This window comes from Streptomyces sp. ASQP_92 (assembly GCF_025399895.1).
Taxonomy (GTDB): domain Bacteria; phylum Actinomycetota; class Actinomycetes; order Streptomycetales; family Streptomycetaceae; genus Streptomyces.
This window is the reverse complement of the sequence record NZ_JAODUA010000009.1, coordinates 143,631-163,733: the sequence shown is the minus strand read 5'-3', so window position 1 is coordinate 163,733 and position 20,103 is coordinate 143,631. Positions and strand designations below refer to the sequence as shown.

General features: G+C 72.8%; 19 protein-coding genes. 7 read left to right on the top strand and 12 right to left on the bottom strand.

Features of this window, described 5'->3' with window-relative positions; translation table 11 throughout:
* Positions 1–2 precede the first annotated feature (2 nt).
* A complete protein-coding gene (locus N4G70_RS37045; protein WP_315904273.1) occupies positions 3–386 on the bottom strand; it encodes a cold-shock protein in 384 nt (127 codons plus the stop codon).
* A 168-nt stretch (positions 387–554) separates the two neighbouring features.
* Here N4G70_RS37045 and N4G70_RS20715 point away from each other — a divergent pair, with 168 nt between their 5' ends.
* Entirely contained in the window at positions 555–809 is a 255-nt protein-coding gene (locus tag N4G70_RS20715; RefSeq protein WP_261714161.1) for a hypothetical protein, read from the top strand.
* 59 nt (positions 810–868) lie between these two features.
* Here the strand turns inward: N4G70_RS20715 and N4G70_RS20710 are convergent, their stop codons facing one another.
* Both N4G70_RS20710 and N4G70_RS20705 read right to left on the bottom strand, forming a co-directional pair.
* Entirely contained in the window at positions 869–1,492 is a 624-nt protein-coding gene (locus N4G70_RS20710) for an HAD family hydrolase (RefSeq protein ID WP_261714160.1), read from the bottom strand.
* A 397-nt stretch (positions 1,493–1,889) separates the two neighbouring features.
* Entirely contained in the window at positions 1,890–3,011 is a 1,122-nt protein-coding gene (locus N4G70_RS20705; RefSeq protein WP_261714159.1) for a hypothetical protein, read from the bottom strand.
* A 202-nt stretch (positions 3,012–3,213) separates the two neighbouring features.
* Here N4G70_RS20705 and N4G70_RS20700 point away from each other — a divergent pair, with 202 nt between their 5' ends.
* Positions 3,214–5,847, top strand: a complete 2,634-nt coding sequence (locus N4G70_RS20700) for a helicase C-terminal domain-containing protein (protein WP_261714158.1) — start codon at positions 3,214–3,216, stop codon at positions 5,845–5,847.
* Positions 5,848–6,175: 328 nt separating this feature from the next.
* Here N4G70_RS20700 and N4G70_RS20695 read toward each other — a convergent pair whose 3' ends face one another.
* Entirely contained in the window at positions 6,176–7,369 is a 1,194-nt protein-coding gene (locus N4G70_RS20695) for a flotillin family protein (RefSeq protein WP_261714157.1), read from the bottom strand.
* Between the two features lie 41 nt (positions 7,370–7,410).
* Complete coding sequence (locus tag N4G70_RS20690; RefSeq protein ID WP_261714260.1) at positions 7,411–7,662, bottom strand: hypothetical protein; 252 nt, start codon at positions 7,660–7,662, stop codon at positions 7,411–7,413.
* A gap of 229 nt (positions 7,663–7,891) precedes the next feature.
* Here N4G70_RS20690 and N4G70_RS20685 point away from each other — a divergent pair, with 229 nt between their 5' ends.
* Entirely contained in the window at positions 7,892–9,535 is a 1,644-nt protein-coding gene (locus N4G70_RS20685; RefSeq protein ID WP_388730189.1) for a DNA repair helicase XPB, read from the top strand.
* On the opposite strand, the gene N4G70_RS20680 is transcribed toward N4G70_RS20685, so the two are convergent.
* Both N4G70_RS20680 and N4G70_RS20675 read right to left on the bottom strand, forming a co-directional pair.
* Positions 9,493–10,719 (bottom strand): glycosyltransferase 87 family protein, encoded by a 1,227-nt coding sequence (locus N4G70_RS20680; protein WP_261714156.1) that lies wholly within the window; start codon positions 10,717–10,719, stop codon positions 9,493–9,495. The genes N4G70_RS20685 and N4G70_RS20680 overlap by 43 nt on opposite strands.
* 48 nt (positions 10,720–10,767) lie before the next feature.
* Positions 10,768–10,974, bottom strand: a complete 207-nt coding sequence (locus N4G70_RS20675; RefSeq protein ID WP_261714155.1) for a hypothetical protein — start codon at positions 10,972–10,974, stop codon at positions 10,768–10,770.
* Positions 10,975–11,235: 261 nt separating this feature from the next.
* Here N4G70_RS20675 and N4G70_RS20670 point away from each other — a divergent pair, with 261 nt between their 5' ends.
* The gene (locus N4G70_RS20670; protein ID WP_261714154.1) at positions 11,236–12,141 is read left to right on the top strand and encodes a sigma-70 family RNA polymerase sigma factor; all 906 of its coding nucleotides are present in this window, start codon (positions 11,236–11,238) and stop codon (positions 12,139–12,141) included.
* A 668-nt stretch (positions 12,142–12,809) separates the two neighbouring features.
* Positions 12,810–14,792, top strand: a complete 1,983-nt coding sequence (locus N4G70_RS20665; protein WP_261714258.1) for an ATP-binding domain-containing protein — start codon at positions 12,810–12,812, stop codon at positions 14,790–14,792.
* Here the strand turns inward: N4G70_RS20665 and N4G70_RS20660 are convergent.
* On the bottom strand, positions 14,789–15,145 hold the full coding sequence (locus N4G70_RS20660) for a helix-turn-helix transcriptional regulator (protein WP_261714153.1): 357 nt from the start codon (positions 15,143–15,145) through the stop codon (positions 14,789–14,791). The genes N4G70_RS20665 and N4G70_RS20660 overlap by 4 nt on opposite strands.
* A gap of 135 nt (positions 15,146–15,280) precedes the next feature.
* Between N4G70_RS20660 and N4G70_RS20655 the strand changes: the two genes are divergently transcribed.
* On the top strand, positions 15,281–16,477 hold the full coding sequence (locus tag N4G70_RS20655; protein ID WP_261714152.1) for an MFS transporter: 1,197 nt from the start codon (positions 15,281–15,283) through the stop codon (positions 16,475–16,477).
* On the opposite strand, the gene N4G70_RS20650 is transcribed toward N4G70_RS20655, so the two are convergent.
* Positions 16,414–16,722, bottom strand: a complete 309-nt coding sequence (locus N4G70_RS20650) for a DUF397 domain-containing protein (protein WP_261714151.1) — start codon at positions 16,720–16,722, stop codon at positions 16,414–16,416. The genes N4G70_RS20655 and N4G70_RS20650 overlap by 64 nt on opposite strands.
* A complete protein-coding gene (locus N4G70_RS20645; RefSeq protein WP_261714150.1) occupies positions 16,719–17,681 on the bottom strand; it encodes a helix-turn-helix transcriptional regulator in 963 nt (320 codons plus the stop codon). Before N4G70_RS20645 ends, N4G70_RS20650 begins: the two co-directional genes overlap by 4 nt.
* A gap of 169 nt (positions 17,682–17,850) precedes the next feature.
* Here N4G70_RS20645 and N4G70_RS20640 point away from each other — a divergent pair, with 169 nt between their 5' ends.
* Positions 17,851–18,318 (top strand): ATP-binding protein, encoded by a 468-nt coding sequence (locus N4G70_RS20640; RefSeq protein ID WP_261714149.1) that lies wholly within the window; start codon positions 17,851–17,853, stop codon positions 18,316–18,318.
* A gap of 62 nt (positions 18,319–18,380) precedes the next feature.
* Here N4G70_RS20640 and N4G70_RS20635 read toward each other — a convergent pair whose 3' ends face one another.
* Complete coding sequence (locus tag N4G70_RS20635) at positions 18,381–19,070, bottom strand: copper homeostasis protein CutC (RefSeq protein WP_261714148.1); 690 nt, start codon at positions 19,068–19,070, stop codon at positions 18,381–18,383.
* Between the two features lie 66 nt (positions 19,071–19,136).
* Positions 19,137–20,045 carry a hypothetical protein gene (locus N4G70_RS20630; RefSeq protein WP_261714257.1) on the bottom strand — a complete coding sequence of 303 codons (909 nt, stop codon included), beginning with the start codon at positions 20,043–20,045 and terminating at the stop codon, positions 19,137–19,139.
* Positions 20,046–20,103: the final 58 nt, after the last annotated feature.

The window sequence follows — 20,103 nt, the reverse complement described above, 5'->3', positions numbered from 1 at the left end:
ACCTAGACGTCGAGCTGGTCGGCGACCGCGCGCAACAGGCCCGCGATCTTCCCTCCGGAGGACTTGTCGGGATAGCGGCCCTTCTCCAGCATCGGCGTGATGTTCTCCAGGAGCGTCGTCAGGTCCTGCACGATCGAGGCCAGTTCGTCGGGCTTGCGGCGCTGGGCCGCGGCGACCGAGGGGGCCGGGTCGAGGACCGTGACGGAGAGGGCCTGGTCGCCGCGCTGTCCGGCGACGACGCCGAACTCGACGCGCTGGCCGGGCTTCAGTGCGTCGACCCCTGCGGGGAGCACGGAGGAGTGGACGAAGACGTCGCCGCCGTCGTCGCGGGAGAGAAAGCCGAAGCCCTTCTCGCTGTTGAACCACTTGACCTTGCCGGTAGGCACGTCTGTCCTCGTCCTCGTACTCGTCGTTGGGTGCGGGGCGCCGAAAACGGCTCTGGATAGCACTGCAGCGGGTCGCCTGCCGACCCGCCGACATCAAGGCTAATGGTCCTGGGGCTGCTGACAAGACGGCCCGGGCAGTCCTTACGAGCAGGGAACTACCCTGGCGGGGTGAGTACCGAAACCCAGGCCAAGGCCGACCGCACCGCCCCCACCACCGGTGATCGGCTGGTTCGTATCGGCGTCGTCGTGTTCTTCGTCGGCGCGCTCGCCACACTGGTCACCGTGGCGCCGCTGTTCCTGCACACCGACCCGTTCCCGTCCGTCGCCTACCTGGTCTGCATGCTGATGGGCGTCGGCTTCCTGGTCGCGGGGGCGGGCGTGCTGCTGACCATCTCCGAGCAGCGGCGCGCGGCCCGCGCCTGAACCGGTCGGGGCGGCGCCCCGGCCGGCAGTTCCTCCGCGCGTACGGGTCGTGGGCGCCGTCAAGCGCGTTGCGCGGCGTAATCCTTCAACCAGGCCGGAAATGACGTCAGATCGTCGAGGACGATGTCGGCGCCGGCCTCGCGCAGTTCGGCGGCGCCGATCGGGCCGGTCGGGACCGCGACCGAGAGGGCGCCCGCGGCGCGGGCTCCGAGCACGTCCCCGAGGTGGTCGCCGACGTACACCGAGGCGCCGTGCTCGCGCAGCGCGGTCGCCTTGGCCTCGGCCCAGAGGCCGCCGACAACCGCGTCCGGGGTGATGCCGAGGTGGTCCAGGTGCAGGGTGGCCTGCGGCGCGTTCTTGGCGGTGACGACGACGGCCCGCCCGCCGAGCTCCTGAACCGCGCGCACCGCGGCGGCCGCGCCGGGCAGGGCGGGGGTGGGCAGGATGGCGCGTGTGGGGTAGATCTCACGGTACTTGAGGACCATCGCGGCGATGTGCTCCTCGGCGAACCAGTGCCGCAGCTCCCAGTCGAGCGGGGGGCCGAGCCTGCCGACGGCCTGGTCGGCGTCGATGTACGTGCCGGTGGTGGCGGAAAGTTCCTGGTAGACGGCGCGGATGCCGGGGCGGGAGTCGATCAGGGTCATGTCCAGGTCGAAGCCGACCGTAAGCACGTCATGAAGCATCCCCCCATTCTGGGGCTCCGCCCCAGACCCCGGGCCCTTCGCCCACCCACCCGCCCGTGCGGGGGGTTGGTTGGTTCCGGGCCTCCTGGGGCTCCGCCCCAGACCCCGTTCGCGCCTGAACGGCGCTCGTCCTCAAACGCCGGACAGGCTGAAATGCCCGATGCGGGCCAGCACCAGCACCGCTAAGGGGCGCGAGGAACTGCGCGAAAAGCGACCACGACCCACAGGATCGAGCGGGGTTAGGGGCGCGAGGAACTGCGCGAGAAGCGCGCACGGCCCGCACACGACCGATGGTTTTGGGGGCGCGGGGAACTGCGCGAGAAGCGAGCACGGACCGCAGCCGAGCCGACATCCCCCGGAGGGTTTCGGGGAGGGGCGGGGTGGGGGGAAAAACCCATCACCGCCCACCCCTCCGCGCACGCCACACCAAAAACCCCGCCGACGACACCGCCGCAACCCGCACCAACCACGGCCACATCCCCGCCAGCGCCACCCCCATCTCCCCCTGCGCGACCGGCTCGCCCCACCGCCCGTCCTGGCGGCCCCAGAGCCACACCAGACCCCCGAGCAGCGTCAGGCCGGGCATGCCCAGGACGGCCCACTTCGACTCCGCCCGGGTCAGCCTGCGGGACGCGTACGCGAGGAGCCAGCCCGCTCCCAGCGCCACCCACAGGCCGAACACCGCACCCGTCACGAGCAGCGCCGCGGCGAGCAGGAGGAGCGGGTTCGAGAAGCCGGGACGGGCCCCCGCCTCGTCCGGGTGACGACGGCGTCGGCCCAGACGCGGCAGACGGCGCCTGACGGGAACGACCTCGACCAGGTCCTCGTCCTCCGAGCCCCCGGCATCCTCCGAGTCCTCGTCCTCAGCGACCCCACCCCCGCGCTCGCGCTCCCGCTCCCCTCCCCCCGCACCCTTGCCCGCGCCCTCCTCCGCCTCCCCGGACTCCTCCTCGTCCCCCCGGGGCCGCAGCATCTCGGGGATCTCGACCCCGCCCACGAACCCCGCGACGGAGTCGCCCCCGAGCAGCCCGGGCGCGCCGGGTGAACCGGGCGCGCCCGGTGGGCCGAGGCGCCACCAGTCGGGTTCGTCGCCCTGGCGGCCCAGTTCGTCCATGCCCGCCAGATGCGGTGGCGCCGGCAGCGACGGGGCCGCGGGCGGCGGTGTCTCGGCCGAGCGACGCGGGCGGGGGCGCGGAACGCGTTTGCTCCGCCCGGGGAACGGCCGGTCGCGCTGTACCGGTACGGCGGGGTCCGGGGCGGGCGGTCGGGGCGCCCCGACGCCCGACGCCGTGCCGGAGGCCAGCGCGTCCACCACCTCCTCCGGCGTTCCGAACCGCCCGAGTACGCGCCGTACCGTCGCCGGGGTCTCCGTCCCGTACTTGGCCCGCTGCTTGTCGATCTCGTTGCGCAGCGACGACACCAGGCGCATCCGGTCGCCGGACGGCAACTGCCGCTGCTGGGCCAGGTCTCCGACCCGGCTCAGATAGTCGTAGACCAGCTGGTCGCTCTCGATCCCCACGCGTGTTTCCCCTCCACGGGCCCCGCCCGCCCCGAACCCTCAAGCCCGCGAACCCTCAAGCCAGGGGGTACCCCCCGCCCGGGCTCTCAAGGCGCGGAGAGGACCCTCGGGCTCACCGGGAGCCGCCGTCCGGCGGTCCGGTCGCGTTTCGGACACCGGCTCCGGGTCCTGACGGTAGCGCGCACGGGCTACCGTGGGGCGGATGGGGACCGGCGAGCGCAATCAGGAGGCGCACGTGTCCGAAGGAACGACCGGCGCGACGAACCGGGCTGCCGCGCGCCCAGCCGCCTCGGCCGACCGCGCCGCCGACACGGCCGACCGCACCGCCGCCTCGGCCGACCGCGCCGCCGACACGGCGGACCACACCGCCGCCACGGCACCCGGCACCCCCGCGACAGCGGACCGCACCGCCGCCGCCTCGGCACCCCGCACCCTCGCCGAGTCCCTGCGTGCCCGTTCCGACGAGTCCCTCGCCGCGCTGCTGCGGATCAGGCCCGATCTGCTCAATCCGGTGCCGAGCGACCTCACCCAGCTCGCCACCCGGGCCGGCACCCGGGCCTCGGTGGTGCGGGCCCTGGAGCGGCTCGACACGTTCGCGTCGCAGACCGCGCAGGTCCTGGCCGTGGCCCCGGAGCCGGCTCCGTACGACGCCGTACGCGCTCTGCTCGTCGGGGACGACGGCGACCCGGCGGTCGAGGCGGCGCTGCCCGGCACGCTCGCGGCGCTGCGCGAGCAGGCCCTGGTGTGGGGCGGGGACGACCGGCTGCGCCTGGTGCGTACCGCCCGCGAACTGCTCGCCCCCTCGCCCCACCACCCCTCCCCGACCGGTCTCGGCCCGACGGTCGCCGAGGCGACGGCGGGGATGTCGCCGGGCCGGGTCCAGGAGATCCTTCAGGCCGCGGGCCTGCCCGCGACACACGATCCGGTGTCCGCGGTCGCCGCCCTGACCTCCCTGTTCACCGACCGCGCCCGCATGGCCGACCTGCTCGACACCGCCCCGACCGAGGCGCTGACGGTCCTGGACCGCCTGGTGTGGGGCCCGCCGTACGGCGAGGTGTCGGCCGATCCGCCGCCGCCGGTGCGCTGGCTGCGCGATCACGGTCTGCTGCTTCCGGCGTCGGCCCGCACCGTGGTGCTGCCGCGCGAGGTCGCCCTGCATCTGCGCGCCGGGCGCGCGCACCGCACCACCGAGCCGGTGCCGCCCGCCGTCGCGCCGCTGCGCGAGTACCGTCCACAGGTTGTGGACGCGGCCGCGGCGGGCCAGGCGTTCACCGCGCTGACCACCGTCGAGGACCTGCTCGCCGAGTGGAACGAGGGCGGCCCCGCCGTGCTGCGCGCCGGCGGTCTGTCCGTACGCGACCTCAAGCGCACCGCTGCCGCCCTCGACACCTCGGAGCAGATCGCCGCGTTCTGGCTCGAACTCGCTTATGCGGCAGGCCTGTTGGCGTCCGACGGCGAGGCGGACGAGCGGTACGCGCCGACCCCCGACTACGACGAGTGGCTCGACCTGCCGCCCGCCGAGCGCTGGGCGCGGCTCGCGGTGGCCTGGCTGACGGCCACCCGCACCGCCGGTCTCGTCGGCGAGCAGGACGCCAAGGGCCGCACGCTCTCCGCGCTCGGCCCCGACCTCGACCGCTCCCCGACGCCCGAGGTCCGCCACCGTGTGCTGACCCTCCTCACCACCCTGCCGGAGGCCACCTCGGCGGACCCCGGTTCGCTGCTCGCCCGGCTGCGCTGGGAGCACCCGGCCCGCAGCGGCCCCGAGGACCTGCGCCCCCGGCTGGCCCAATGGACGCTGTCCGAGGCCGAGTTGCTGGGGGTGACCGGCCGGGGCGCGCTCACCACACACGGCCGCACCCTGCTGGCCCCGGCCTCCGGCGCCGCCGACCGCGAGGCGCTCGGCCTGCTCGCCGCGAAGGCGCTGGCCCCGCATCTGCCCGAGCCCGTCGACCACGTACTGCTCCAGGCCGATCTGACGGCGGTCGCACCGGGGCCGCTGCGGCGGCCGCTCGCGGCGATGCTCGGGGTGCTCGCCGACATCGAGTCCAAGGGCGGCGCCACCGTCTACCGCTTCACGGCCGGCTCGGTGCGCCGCGCGCTCGACGCCGGGCAGACCGCCGCCGACCTCCAGGCGTTCCTGACCGAGCACAGCCGTACGCCGGTGCCGCAGCCGCTCAGCTATCTGATCGACGACGTGGCCCGCCGGCACGGGCACCTGCGGGTGGGGGCGGCCTCGGCGTACGTACGCTGCGACGACGAGGCGATGCTGGGCGAGATCCTCGCCGACAAGCGCAGCCAGCCGCTGAGGCTGCGCCGCCTGGCCCCCACGGTGCTTGCCACCACGGCCGAGCCGGCCGCCCTGCTCGACGGGCTGCGGTCGATGGGGTACGCCCCGGCCGCCGAGTCCGCCGAGGGCGACGTCCTGATCACCCGGGCCGACGCGCGCCGCACTCCGCGCCGTACGGCACCCGCGCCGGTACCGGACGGGCCGCCTCGGCCCGACGAGACGCTGCTCGACGCGGCGGTACGGGCGATCCGGGCGGGGGACACGGCGGCGACCGTCGTCCGCAAGGAGCAGCCCGAGGCCGCCCGCGGGGCCCTGCCGCGCACCTCCTCCGCGGAGACGCTGGCCACGGTGCAGGCGGCGGCGATGACGGGGTCGGTGGTGTGGATCGGGTACGTCAACGCGGAGGGCTCCGCGAGTCAGCGGGTCATTGCGCCGGTGCGGGTGGAAGGGGGGTTTGTGACGGCGTACGACCATACGGCGGATGAGGTACGCACGTACGCCCTCCACCGCATCACCGGCGTGGCCGAACTCTCCGACGACCCCGCGTGACCCACCCCCCTGGGGCTCCGCCCCAGACCCCGAGCACCTTTGCCCACCCACCCGCCCGTGCAGCGGGTTGGATGGTTCGGGCCTTCCTGGGGCTCCGCCCCAGACCCCGTTCGCGCCTGAACGGCGCTCGTCCTCAAACGCCGGACGGGCTGAAGGTGCCCCAGCATCGGCGCTGTTAAGGGGCGCGGGGAACTGCGCGAAAAGCGACCACGGTCCGCAGGTGGAAGGGGGTTTCAGGGGCGCGGGGAACTGCGCGACCAGCCACCTGCGGTCCGCAGGCGCAAACGGGGTTTCAGGGGCGCGGGGAACTGCGCATAAAAGGCCCCCGCTAGTCGAGGCCCACCGGCCCGTCCCCCTTCGCCGCGCCTCCCGACCCGGAGCGCGAAGCCAACCCGGGCAGCGAGAGCTGGGCATCCTTGCCCGAAGGGCGGTCCTGGCGGTCCGAGCCGCCCAGGTTCTGGCGGACCGAGTCGAGGATCGTCAGGCCCTGCCCGACCAATCCCGCCGCGATCTCCCCCAACCCGTCCGCCCCGTTGAGGACATTGACGTTCGCCCCCGCCAGACCCCCCGCCGCCTCCTTGACGATCAACGGAAGCTGGTCGATGAGCATCCGGTCGAGCGCCACCCGGTCGTACGACGCCGCGGCCTCCGCCTGGATCTTCATGCGCTCGGCCTCGGCGATCGCGAGCACCTTGATGCGCTCGGCCTCGGCCTCCGCCGGCTTGACGATCTCGGCGACGAGCTGCTGCTGGCGCAACTCGGCCGCGCGCTGGGCGAGTTCGGTCTGGGCCGCGAGCACCTCCTGCTGGGCGTGGGCCTGGGCGAGCGGGCCCGCCTGGGCGGCCTGCGCCTGGACGCGGTCGACCTCGGCGGAGTACTCGGCCTTGACGACCGCGGTCTGCCGCGCGTACTCGGCCTGGTTGCGCGCCGCGACCTGCTCGGCCTCGACCGAGGCCTGGGTGGCCTGCGCCTGCGCGATCTGCGCGGCCCGGTGGATGGCGGCCTTGTGGGGCGCGGACATCGCGTCGATGTAGCCGACGTCGCCGTCGTCGATCGACTGGATCTGGAGCGAGTCGACGATCAGACCGATCTTCGCCATCTCGGTCTTCGAGGTCTCCAGGACCTCCGCCGCGAGCTTCTGCCGCTCGGTGACGATCTCCTCGACGGTCATCGAGCCGATGATCGACCGCAGGTGACCGGCGAAGATCCGGCCGGTCAGGACGGACATCTGGTCCTGGTCGGACAGGAAGCGCTGGCCGGCGTTCACGATGGACTCGGTGTCGTTGCCGACCTTGAACGCGATCACCGCGCGCACATGCAGCGCGATGCCCTGCTTGGTCACACATGTCTCGGTGACCTCGGCCTCACACATCGAGAGCGTGAGGAATCGGGTCTTGCGGAAAACCGGCAGGACGAACTTGCCGTGGCCGGTCACTACGCGGAACGGGGCTCCCCCGAGACCACGCCTGCCACCCGAGATCAGCATCGCCTCGTCGGGGGCGGGCACCCGGTAACCGAACATCCTTTGTCTCCTTTGAAACGACGTCTCCCTGGAAACGACGTCTAGCCGGCGTCGGCGGAAGGACCGCCCAACGCGTCCAGCGGATCGGCCCACTCGATGACGTCCACCTGACGGGTGCCACGGGATCCGATCACGAGCACGGTCGCCCCCTTGGGCAGGGGCTCCTGCGACCAGGCGAGGAAGGCCTCCGTGCCGCCTCTGACACTCACCACGACCTCGCCGGGCCCGGCGGTTCCGCGGGTGGCGACGTGCAGCACTCCGGGGCAGCCGATGACGGCCTCGTCCTGTTCCACGCCCTTGCGCCCCCCGTCGTTCGCCATCGTTCGCCATCGTTCTGGTCCTGGATTCCCGACCTTAGACCTGAGGGGATCAGCCGCCTATCCTCGGGCCGCCCTGTGTTGCCCCCCGCTCTGCCGGACCCTCCGCCCCGGGCGGGGGTGCCCCACCGGAGCCCCGAATGCGGCAGACTGGAAGTTTGCCCGCCCTGCCCGGGTGGCGATCCGCCGGAAGGACATGCCCCAGGTGACCGGACCACTCATCGTCCAGAGCGACAAGACCCTGCTCCTGGAGGTCGACCACGAGCGGGCCGACGCCTGCCGTCGCGCCATCGCGCCCTTCGCGGAGCTGGAGCGGGCCCCCGAGCACATCCACACCTACCGTCTGACGCCGCTGGGGCTGTGGAACGCGCGGGCCGCCGGGCATGACGCGGAGCAGGTCGTCGACGCGCTGGTCGAGTACTCGCGCTACCCCGTCCCGCACGCGCTGCTCGTCGACATCGCCGAGACGATGGACCGCTACGGCCGGCTCACCCTGAGCAAGCACCCCACCCACGGCCTGGTGCTGACCTCCACCGACCGGCCCGTGCTCGAAGAGATCCTGCGGTCCAAGAAGGTCGCCCCGCTGGTCGGCGCCCGGATCGACGCGGACACGGTCGCCGTGCACCCCTCCGAGCGCGGCCAGATCAAGCAGACGCTCCTGAAGCTGGGCTGGCCCGCCGAGGACCTCGCCGGGTACGTGGACGGCGAGGCGCACCCGATCGAGCTGGCCGAGGACGGCTGGGCGCTGCGCCCGTACCAGCGGCAGGCCGTCGAGGGGTTCTGGCACGGCGGCAGCGGTGTCGTCGTGCTGCCCTGTGGCGCGGGCAAGACGCTGGTCGGCGCCGGGGCGATGGCCGAGGCGAAGGCGACCACGCTGATCCTGGTCACCAACACGGTCTCGGCCCGCCAGTGGAAGCACGAGCTGGTGAAGCGGACCAGCCTGACCGAGGACGAGATCGGCGAGTACAGCGGGACGAAGAAGGAGATCCGCCCGGTCACGATCGCCACGTACCAGGTGCTCACCACCCGCCGTAAGGGCGTCTACGCGCACCTGGAGCTGTTCGACTCCCGGGACTGGGGCCTGATCGTCTACGACGAGGTGCATCTGCTGCCCGCGCCGGTCTTCAAGTTCACCGCTGACCTCCAGGCCCGCCGCCGCCTCGGTCTGACGGCGACGCTGGTGCGCGAGGACGGCCGCGAGTCGGACGTGTTCTCGCTGATCGGGCCGAAGCGGTTCGACGCGCCGTGGAAGGAGATCGAGGCGCAGGGCTACATCGCGCCCGCCGACTGCGTCGAGGTGCGGGTCAACCTCACGGACAGCGAGCGCCTCGCGTACGCGACCGCCGAGACCGAGGAGAAGTACCGCTTCTGTGCGACGACCGCGACCAAGCGCAAGGTCACCGAGGCGCTGGTACGGAAGTTCGCGGGTCAGCAGATCCTCGTCATCGGCCAGTACATCGACCAACTCGACGAGCTGGGCGAGCACTTGAACGCGCCCGTCATCAAGGGTGAGACGACCAACGCGCAGCGCGAGAAGCTGTTCGGGGCGTTCCGCGAGGGCGAGATCAGCGTCCTGGTGGTGTCCAAGGTCGCGAACTTCTCGATCGACCTGCCGGAGGCGACGGTCGCCATCCAGGTGTCGGGTACGTTCGGCTCCCGCCAGGAGGAGGCCCAGCGCCTGGGCCGCGTGCTGCGCCCGAAGGCGGACGGCCACCAGGCGCACTTCTACTCGGTGGTGGCCCGGGACACCATCGACCAGGACTTCGCGGCCCACCGCCAGCGCTTCCTGGCCGAGCAGGGCTACGCCTACCGGATCATGGACGCGGACGAACTCCTGGCGGGCAACTGAGCGTCGGCGTCGAGCTCCGCTGGGGCGGCCCGCCGAGTGGCGCGCCGGGCCGCCCATCCCAGCACCGCGAGCCCGACGAGCGGATAGGGCGACGCCAACGGCTGCTGCCAGAGCGGTAGTTGGAGGTCGCGATCGCCCGCGTGCGGTACGAGCCAGAGGGTGCGGGCGGTGAAGACGACCGCGAAGACGACCCCGAGCACGACGGCCGCACGCGTCCGCCCCGCGAGGGCCCCGTCCGTCCGCCCCTCGGCGACCACCACGGCGATCAGCGGGACGCACCACACCCAGTGGTGCGACCAGCTGATGGGCGAGATCAGCAGCGCGGTGAAGGCGCTCACCAGCAGAGCCCGGCGTTCGTCGGCGTCGCGGCGGGCGGTCCACAGCCCGGCGGCGCCGACGACGATCGCGGCCGCCACCCACACCGCACCCGGCTCGGGCGTGTGCAGCAGCCGCGCGAGCGCCCCTTGCAAGGACTGGTTGTCGACGATCCACGCCTTGCCGACCCGGCCGGTCTCGAAGAGTCGGCTGGTGAAGAACTCGACGGTGTCATACGGGAGTACGAGCGCTCCGACCACCACGGTCGCCCCGAATCCGGCCAGCGCGGTGAGGGCCTCGCGGACGCGTCCCCGTACCAGCAGATGCAGCACGAAGAACAGTGGCGTGATCTTGATCCCGGCGGCGAGGCCGACCGCGAACCCCTTCCCCAAGGCGCCCTCCGGCCGGGACGCGTCCCAGAGCACGAGGCAGACGAGGGCGAGGTTGACCTGCCCGAAGATCAGGGTCTGGAAGACGGGTTCGAGCCACAGCCCGAGCGCGGTGGCGGCGAGGACGTGCGCGGGGCGGGCCCCGATGCGCGCGAAGCGGCAGGACAGCAGCACGAGGAGGGCGAGCAGCGCGACGTTCGCCACGCAGAAGACCGCCTTGAGTACGGACAGCGGCACGAAGGCGGTCGGCAGGAACAGCAGGGCGGCGAACGGCGGGTAGGTGGCGGGCAGGTGCCACGCCGTGACGGTGAACCCGTACAGCGGTCTGCCGTGCGCGACGGCTGCGCCCTCCGCCCGGTAGACCAGGAGGTCCGCCATGGGGATGCGCAGGACGGCACAGAGCACGGCGAGCGCGGCCAGCGAGAGCCCGAGCAGGGCGAGGGCCCGGGTGGTGGTGGCGCGCGGCGAACGAACGGTCACGCCAAGTGACCCTAGCGGTACGGCGCGTGAGTTTCGCGGGGCGGCCGGTCAGCGCTGATGGCGTCGGCGGACGCCCGCCTCCTCGGCGAACTCGCCCATCACCACCACGCTGAACGCGGCACCGGCGAGCACCTTGGCGGCGCGGACGGCGTTGCCGATCTTGTGGGTACGGTGAGGGGCGGCGCCGGAGGCGGTGGCACCGCACGGGGCGCCGGGGCGGGCGGAAGGGGCTGGGGTGTAGGTCGCTGTACTCATGTATCCATGATGGATTTCGGACAACCCAGGCACATCGACCCCGGGGTTGAACCTCGCCGCCCCCCACGTAGTCCTCTGGTCCGAGCCCGTCCCCTACGGGTATGAGCCAGGGCCCCCCGAGGGCGGGACCATCGCCTCCCCCGCATCCGGGACCAGGGCCCCCCGCCGAAGCACGGCAGAAGTCCCGTGCCCCTGTCACACCACCCCCCTTTCCCGTGTCAGAGCAGTGCCACCACGCAACGCGACGGAGGAACAGCAGAGATGGTCGACGACGAATACCTCGCGCGGCGCTTCGAGGAGCACCGAGGTCACCTGCGCGCGGTGGCGTACCGGATGCTGGGCTCGCTCAGCGAGGCCGAGGACGCCGTCCAGGAGGGCTGGCTGCGGGCCAGCCGCGCGGACAGCGACGCGGTCGACAACCTGGGCGGCTGGCTGACCACGATCGTCGCGCGGATCTGCCTCAACATGCTGCGGGCGCGCGGCACCCGGCGCGAGGCGGCCCTCGACGTCGAGGAGTACGAGTACGTGCACGTGCCGGATCCGGTGCTCGGCCCGGTGGACGTGGCCGACCCGGAGCAGGAGGTGCTGCTCGCCGACTCGGTGGGCCTGGCGCTGATGGTGGTCCTGGAGACGCTGGCGCCCGCCGAGCGGCTGGCCTTCGTGCTGCACGACATGTTCGCGGTGCCGTTCGAGGACATCGCGCCGATCGTCGACAAGACGCCGGCGGCGACGCGTCAGCTCGCGAGCCGGGCGCGGCGGCGGGTGCAGGGGCGGGTGCCGTCGCCCTCGCCCTCGCCCGACCGTGCCCGTCGGCGCGAGGTGGTCGACGCGTTCATCTCGGCGGCGCGCGGAGGCGGCTTCGAGGCGCTGCTCGCGCTGCTCGACCCGGACGTGGTGCTGCGGGCCGACGCGGGGGCGCTGCCGACGACGAAGCTGTTGCGGGGGGCGCGGGCGGTGGCCGAACAGGCGGCCACCTTCCGGAAGTTGGCGGCGCTCAACCGGGTGGTCCTGGTCAATGGGGTGCCGGGCATTCTGGCGGCGTCGGAGGGGCGGGCGCTCGCGGTTCTGGCGTTCTCGCTGGGCGCGGACGGTCGCATCACGGAGCTCAACATCCTGGCCGACCCGGCCCGGCTCCGCGGCCTGGACCTCGCGGCGCTGGGGGTGTAGGGGTGTTTTCCCACCCACCCGCCCGTGCAGCGGGTGGGTTGGTCCCGGGCCCCCTGGGGCTCCGCCCCAGACCCCGAGCCACGTCGCCCACCCACCCGCCCGTGCGGCGGGGTTGGCTGGCTCCGGGCCCTCCTGGGGCTCCGCCCCAGACCCCGTTCGCGCCTGAACGGCGCTCGTCCTCAATCGCCGGACGGGCTGAAGGTGCCCCAGCACCGAGCAGTTAAGGGGCGCGAGGAACTGCGCGACCAGCCACACACGGCCCGCAGCCGAAAGCGGGTTAGGGGCGCGAGGAACTGCGCGAAAAGCGACCACGACCCGCACGATCGCGAGGGGTCAGGGGCGCGGGGAACTGCGCGACCAGCCCGGCACGGGCCGCGTGCCGAGCGACACCCCCGGAGGGTCAAGGGAAGGGGCGGGGTGGGGGAAAAACCATTCGCCCCACCCCCACCCCCTCGCTAGAATCCCCCTCCCCCCGGCCTCCCCCTGGAGCGCCGCCCCCCGGCCGGAAACCGGGAGGCACCCGGCAAGGGCCCCGAACCCGGCCCCGCCCCCACCCCACCCGCGCCCACCCCCGCCGGAGGCAACCCGTGCCCGCGCACGCCCCCACCCCCAACCCCCTCGACCACGAACGCACCCACCTCACAGACTCCCGCGCCGCCCTCCGCGCGATGCGCGAGGACGTCCAGGCCCTGGACATCAAGGACGTCACCGCGAACTGGGTGAACGCCGCCGTCCTCCAGCGCCAGATCGACGACCGCATCAAGGCCCTCGCCGACCTCTCCCACACCCCCCTCTTCTTCGGCCGCCTGGACTATCTGCACGCCCCGGGCGCGGACCTCGCCGAGGGGGCCGGGGGCGAGAGGTTCTACATCGGGCGCCGGCACGTCCACGACGCCGACGGCGACCCGATGGTCATCGACTGGCGCGCCCCGGTCTCGCAGCCGTTCTACCGCGCCTCGAAGAAGGACCCGCTGGACGTCGCCCTGCGCCGCCGATTCGGTTACACCGGAGGTGAGTTGACGGCGTACGAGGACGAGCACCTGATGGACGCCACGGAGACCGCCCGGACGAGCAAACTGCTCCAGGCGGAGATCGAGCGCCCCCGCGTGGGCCCGATGCGGGACATCGTGGCCACCATCCAGCCCGAGCAGGACGAGATCGTCCGGTCGGGCCTGAGCGGCAGCGTGTGTGTGCAGGGAGGTCCCGGCACCGGCAAGACCGCCGTGGGCCTGCACCGGGTCGCGTATCTCCTGTACGCGCACCGGGACCGGTTGGCCCGCACCGGCACGCTCGTCATCGGGCCGAACAAGTCCTTCCTGCACTACATCGAGCAAGTCCTGCCCGCCCTGGGCGAGTTGGAGGTCAAGCAGGCGACCGTCGACGACCTGGTGGCCACGGCGGGTGTCGAGGTGCGGGGCGCCGACCCCGCCGAGGCGGCCGTGGTCAAGGGCGACGCCCGCATGGCCGAGGTACTGCGGCGCGCCGTCTGGTCGCACGTGACCACCCCCACCGAGCCCCTGGTAGTGGTGCGCGGCTCGCGGCGCTGGCGGGTCCCGGCGTACGAACTCGCCGAGATCGTCGAGCAGTTGAGGGACCGGGACATCCGTTACGGTGCCGCGCGCGAGGCGCTGCCGCAGCGGATCGCGCACACGGTGCTCGTCCGCATGGAGCAGGCGGGCGAGGCCCCCGACGACCGGGTGCAGGACGCGGTGGCGCGGAACACGGCGGTCAAGGCGGCCGTGAAGGCGATCTGGCCCCCGGTGGACCCCGCGAAGCTGGTACTGCGCCTGCTCAACGAGCCCGACTTCCTGGCCGCGCACGCGGAGGGCGTCCTCACCGCCGACGAGCAGAAGGCGATCCTCGCCCCCAAGCCCGCCCGCAGCGTGAAGGCGGCGAAGTGGTCGGCGGCGGACGCGGTGCTCGTCGACGAGGCGAACGACCTGGTCGCCCGCACCCACTCGCTGGGCCACGTGGTGCTCGACGAGGCCCAGGACCTCTCCCCCATGCAGTACCGGGCGGTCGGCCGCCGCTGCACGACGGGTTCGGCGACCGTCCTCGGCGACCTGGCGCAGGGCACCACGCCTTGGGCGACGGCGAGTTGGGCCGAGGCGCTGCGTCATCTCGGCAAGGGAGACGCGGTGGTGGAGGAGCTCACGGCGGGCTTCCGTGTACCGCGCGAGGTCATCGCGTACGCCTCGAAGCTGCTGCCCTCGATCTCACCCGGCCTGGCCCCGGTGGAGTCGGTCCGTGAGACGCCGGGCTCCCTGGACGTGCGCGCGACGGGCACACCGGCCGAGCTGGACGCGGCCGTGGTGGCGGCCTGCGAGGAGTCCCTCGCCCACGAGGGCTCGATCGGCCTGATCGCCGCCGATGCCCGCATTCCCGTACTGGCCAAGGCACTTGAGGCCGCGGGGCTCCCCCATCTCGACCCCGGCGAGGAGACCACGGCGTCGTCCCGCCTCACCCTCGTGCCCGCGTCCCTTGCGAAGGGCCTGGAGTACGACTACGTGGTCCTCGACGAACCCGCCGCCGTGGTCGACGGCGAACCCGACGAACGCACCGGCCTGCGCCGCCTGTACGTGGCCCTCACCCGAGCGGTCTCGGGCCTGACGATCGTCCACGCGAGCACCCTGCCTCCCCAACTCGCCTAGTAGGGAAGGGCGGTGACGAGCGCGTCGAGCAGCCCGGGGAAGCGGGCTTCCAAGTCCTCGCGGCGCAGCCGCACATAGCGGTTGCGCCCGACGACGCGCGTCGAGGTGACCCCGGACTCACGCAGGATGCGCATGTGGTGGGAGACGGTCGACTTGTGCAGGTGGTCCAGGCCGAGCGCCCCCGGCTTGCAGCTGTACTGGCCCTCTTCCGAGTACACCTTGAGCAGCCACAGCCGCACCGGGTCGCCCAGCGCGTGCAGCACCTTGACCAGCTCGATGTCGGCCGTCTCGGGCTGCGGGAGCTGCTCGCCCTCGTCCCACGGCTCCGGCGATCGGCCCTTGTCCGTCTCCATGGCCGCACTCTCCCTTCCCCCAGAAGTGTTTGACAACCATCAAACAATCCCTAGGATTCAAGTCGCCTCGGTTTGTTTGATGTCCATCAAACCATTCTGGCATCACCTCGCGCTGCCCGTGGAAGGGGACCACCCATGCGCCTCCGCCTGATCCTGCTCGCTCTCGGCACCTTCGCCGTCGGAACGGACGGGATGGTGATCGCCGGCATCCTCGGTCTCATCGCCCACGACCTGGACGTCTCGATCTCGGCCGCCGGCCAGATGATCACCGTCTTCGCGCTCTCGTACGCGGTGCTCGCCCCCGTCCTCGCCACGCTGGCCGCGAAGTGGCCACGTCGCCGCACCCTGCTCCTGGCCCTCACCGTCTTCACGCTGGCCAACGCCCTGTCCGCGCTCGCCCCCACCCTCGGGACGCTGCTCCTGACCCGGGTCCTGGCCGCCGTCGGTGCCGCCCTCTACACGCCGACTGCCAGCGCCGCCGCCACCGCACTCGTACCGCCGGAGCGCCGAGGCCGCGCCATCGCCACCGTCATGGGCGGTATCACCGTGGCCACCGCGCTCGGCGTACCCCTGGGCACCTGGCTCGGCCGCTCCGACTGGCGACTCACGATGTGGCTGGTCACCGCCCTCGGCGCGATCGCGCTCGGCGGTCTCGCCCTGCTGCTCCGCGACCTTCCGGCACCCGCGCCCGGCGTCTCCCTGCGGACCCGGCTCGCCCCGCTCACCGACCGCCGGGTCCTCGGCGGGACGGCCACGACGTTCCTGTTCTTCCTCGCGTTCCAGACCGTCTACATCTACTACACGGTCGCCTCGGCCCCCGCGACCGGCGGCGACCAGTCCCGGCTGACCCTGCTCCTGCTGGTCTCCGGCGTCTTCTCCGTAGTGGGCAGCAACCTGGGCGGCCGCGTCGTCGACCGGTGGGACCCGACGTTCGTCGTGCTCACCGCGGGCACCCTGACGGCGGCCATCAGCCTCGCCCTGCCCTGGCTGATGCAGTCCATGGCCACGGCGCTCATCGCCTCCGTGCTCAACCCGCTCGCCGGCTGGACCGTGGCGGTCGCCCTCCCGGCCCGCCTGGTCTCCCTCGACCCGCCCAGCGCCCCCCTCCTCCTGTCCCTCAACTCCACCGCGCTGTACCTGGGCATAGCGGGAGGAGGCGTCACGGGCAGCACGGCCATGGCGATCCTGGGCACGAGGTGGTTCCCCCTCGCCTCGACCGCCCTGACCCTGCTGTCCCTGGCGGTGGCGTACGCGACGACGCGCGAAACTCAGCCCCGCCCGCCCGCGTACCCGACGAACTCGCCCCAGGCACTGGGCGAAAGCGTGAGCTGAGGACCGGCCTTGTCCTTGGAATCCCGGACGTGGATCACGGCGGGGGTGGCGGCCACCTCGACGCAGTCGTCACCGTCGCCGCTGCTGTAGCTGGACTTGCTCCAGCATTCGGCGACTTCGACGCAGTCGTCGCCGGAGCTCCCGCTGTACGTCGACTTCCGCCAGCCGAGGGCGACTTCGACGCAGGAGTCACCCTCTGCACTGCTGTAGCTGCTCTTGAACCAGGCGAGTTGGGATGTGCTCATAGGGCTCCTCGCATTCGCTCCAGCAGACCCCGTGACTCCTCGGGCGTGAGAGCCTGCGAGCGCAGTGTCGCATACCGCTGAGCTAGGAGAGAGACCTCCTTCGGGTCGATGATCAGCCGTCCATTCTGCTGCCCTTCGGAGTAGGCGAGGCGCCGACCCTCCGGGGTAACGAGCAGTTGCAGGGCCCCGGCGAGGCACGCGTGCCTTTGGCAGTGGAGCGGCATGAGTTGGAGGTCCACGTTGCGCAGGGACGTGACGTCCAGGATGCGGTCGAAGAGTTCCCGCGTCACCTCAGGCCCCCCGAGCCGTCGCGCCAGTACAGCCTCGTCGAGGATGAAGCTGTACGAGGTGTTGGGCCGCCCACGCAGCAACTTCTGGCGTTCCACCCGCGCCGCGAGCCGTGCCGTCATCTCCGCGTCCGACAGGGGCGGGAGCCGGTTGTCGAAGAGCGCCCGCATGTAGCCCTCCGTCTGGAGCAGCCCCGGCACCATGCGGCACTCGTACGTATCGAGGCTGACGGCGTGGCGCTCAAAACGGGCCCACCGGCGGAACCAGGACGCGAGCCCCGGCTGGCGGCTGAGGTGGCGAGCCGCAGCGGTCAGCGCCCCCGTGTTGCCCAGGGCGCGTTCCGCGCGCTCGACGAACGCCGGGTCGGGCATGCGGCGGCCCAACTCCACAGAGGCGACCGTGTGTTTGGAGTAGCCGACCATCGCCCCGAGCTGCGCGCGGCTGAGGCCGGCGTGTTCACGCAGGGCCTGGACGACCGCACCGAACGTCCGCAGGCTGTCGGAGGCCTCGGGCTCCCCGTCCCGCCCCTCGCACTCCTCCGATTCCTCAGATTCCTCCGACTCCTCCGACTCCTCGCACCCCTCCTGGCACGCGGAGGAATCCTCGGATTCCCGGCCCGCGTGATCGTCCAGGTCCGCGTGTTCGTCGTGGTCCTCGTGGTCCCATGGCATCGGCGGCCACCTCCAGGTGAACGATCGCCCCGCGTTCGCAACTCACCCAGAGTTACGGCACGAGCGGCGTACCGTCTACACCCTGTACGCGTACGCTCGCGCAGCGTACGCGGTCGAGGCCTGGTGGTGAGTGCTGCGGCGCCCCCACCTTGGGGTTATGCATCTCGACATGGAACCCCGAGCCGACCAACTCCCGGCTACCGTCTGTGCGTTCAGGAAGCGGTTCGCGTCGACGCGGCGGGCGGCGGGGCTGGCGCGCAGGCTGGCGCAGGGGCAGTTGGCCGCCTGGGGCATCGCGCCGGAGAGCGAGGTGTCGCGGACGGCGGCGCTGCTCGTGGCGGAGCTCGCCGCGAACGCGGTGCTGCACGCCTATGTGTCGGGGCGGGGCTTCGAGGTGGGGGTGGCGCTGCGTGAGGACGGCGTCCTGCGCATCGAGGTGACGGACACCCGGGCGGACAAGGCGCTGCCGGTGGTGGCCTCGGCCCCGTCCGCCGATTGCGAATCGGGGCGGGGGCTTCTTCTGGTGCAGGCGTTCGCGGACCGCTGGGGGACGGTGGAGGGGCCGACCCCGCTCAAGACGGTGTGGGCCCAACTGTCGCTCCAGGAGGGCGAGTTGACCAACCTCCGTCGACTCTGACGGCACGGCGGACGGCGACGGGTGGGGCGGCCGCGCGCCCCACCCCCGGCGCCGAGGGAGCGCTACGCGTCGAGCGCCGCGCGCCACTCCGCGACGGCGGCCGGGGAGACCGGCTCACTCCATCCGCCGGGGCGGGACGCGCCGCCGATGTGCACCGCGTCGATCCCCGCGTCCCGCAGCACCGGCAGGTGGGAGAGCTGGAGGCCGCCGCCCACCAGGATGCGCGGCTCGTAGCCGGGCTCGCCGTGGCGCGCGGCTTCCGCGAGGAGGACCGGCAGGCCGTCGTCGACGCCGAGCGGGGACCCGGCCGTGAGGTAGGTGTCGAGGCCCGCGAGGCCGGAGAGCTCCTTGCGGAGGGCGTCGCGGGACGCGGCCCGGTCGACGGCCCGGTGGAAGGTCCAGCGGCAGTCGGCGAGCACGGGGGCGAGGGCGCGCAGGGCGGCCAGGTCGGGGCCGCCGGTCTCGTCGAGGAAGCCCACGACGAACTCGTCCGCGCCTTCGACCCGCAGCGCCTCGGCGTCCCGCAGGAGCGCCTCTACGTCGCCGACCGCGAAACCGTCGTGCGCGCGGAGCATCACGCGCAGCGGGATGTCGACGGCTTCGCGGATCGCCGCGAAGGTCTCCCGGGACGGGGTCAGGCCGTCGGCCGCCATGTCGGTCACCAGCTCCAGGCGGTCCGCCCCGCCGGCCTGGGCCGCGATGGCGTCCTGCGCGTCGAGCGCGATCACCTCAAGCAGTGCGCGGTTGCTCATCTGACCCCATTCCTCCGTAACCCGGGCCCGGTATCGGGCCCCAATAGGTCTAGTCCATTGACCAGCCTACGCGGCGAGATGCCCACCCGCGGCGACGGTAAACGCGGCGGTCCTGACCTTTCCGCCATGCTGGAAGTCCAGGAACAGACGGTACGTACCGGCACTGGGCGGCGTCGCGCTGAACGAGACGACCGGCCCGGGGCCGCCCTCATTGGGGTGCACATGGAGGTAGGCGAGGTCACCGGCGCGCAGCGCCACGAGGTGTCCGTACGCTCCGAGGTACGGCTCCAGATCGGTCACGGGCCTGCCGTCCTTGGTCACCGACAGCTTCAGCTCGCCGGTCCGGCCCGGCGCCAGACCGCCCGCGAGGCTCACCTCGTAGCCGCCCTCGACCTGAGCCGTGGCCGCCGGCGCGGGCAGTTCCTTCGGCGCGTAGGCGCCCGAGACCGCGAGGTCGGCGCCGAGCACCAGGTTCTTGGCGTCCTTGGTGTCGCCGGGCGTGAAGTCGGCGAAGACCCGGTAGCCCCCAGCCTCGGGCAGTTCGGCCGGGACCGACCAGGTGCCGTCGGTGGCGCGTACCGGATGCAGATGGCGGTAGACGGCGAGGTCGTCGGAGGCGACGACGAGGTGCAGCTCCTTGCCGTGCTCGCCGCGGAACGCGGTCACCGGGCGCCCGTCGTGGCCCGTCACCACGAACCTGATCTCGGCGGCCCGGCCCGCTGCGAGGCGGGGCGTCCTGAGGTCGAGGGCGTATCCGCCCTCGGCGACCTGGAGGCCGCCGGGCAGTTCGGCCGCGCCGCCCTCCTCCCCGTGTCCGCCGTGTTCCGTCCCGCCCCGCGCGGCGGGCTCCCCGTGCGCGGCGTGCCCGGCGGGCCGCGCGACGACCGGATCGACGCCCTTGCCGACCCCGTAGGCGGTGCCGAAGGTCGCGGCGAGCGCGGCGGCGAAGGCGGTGATCTTCAGTCCTGTGCCCATGACGAATTTCATGACGTACTCCCTACGAACGCTCTCCGGACGGACCGACCACGTCAAC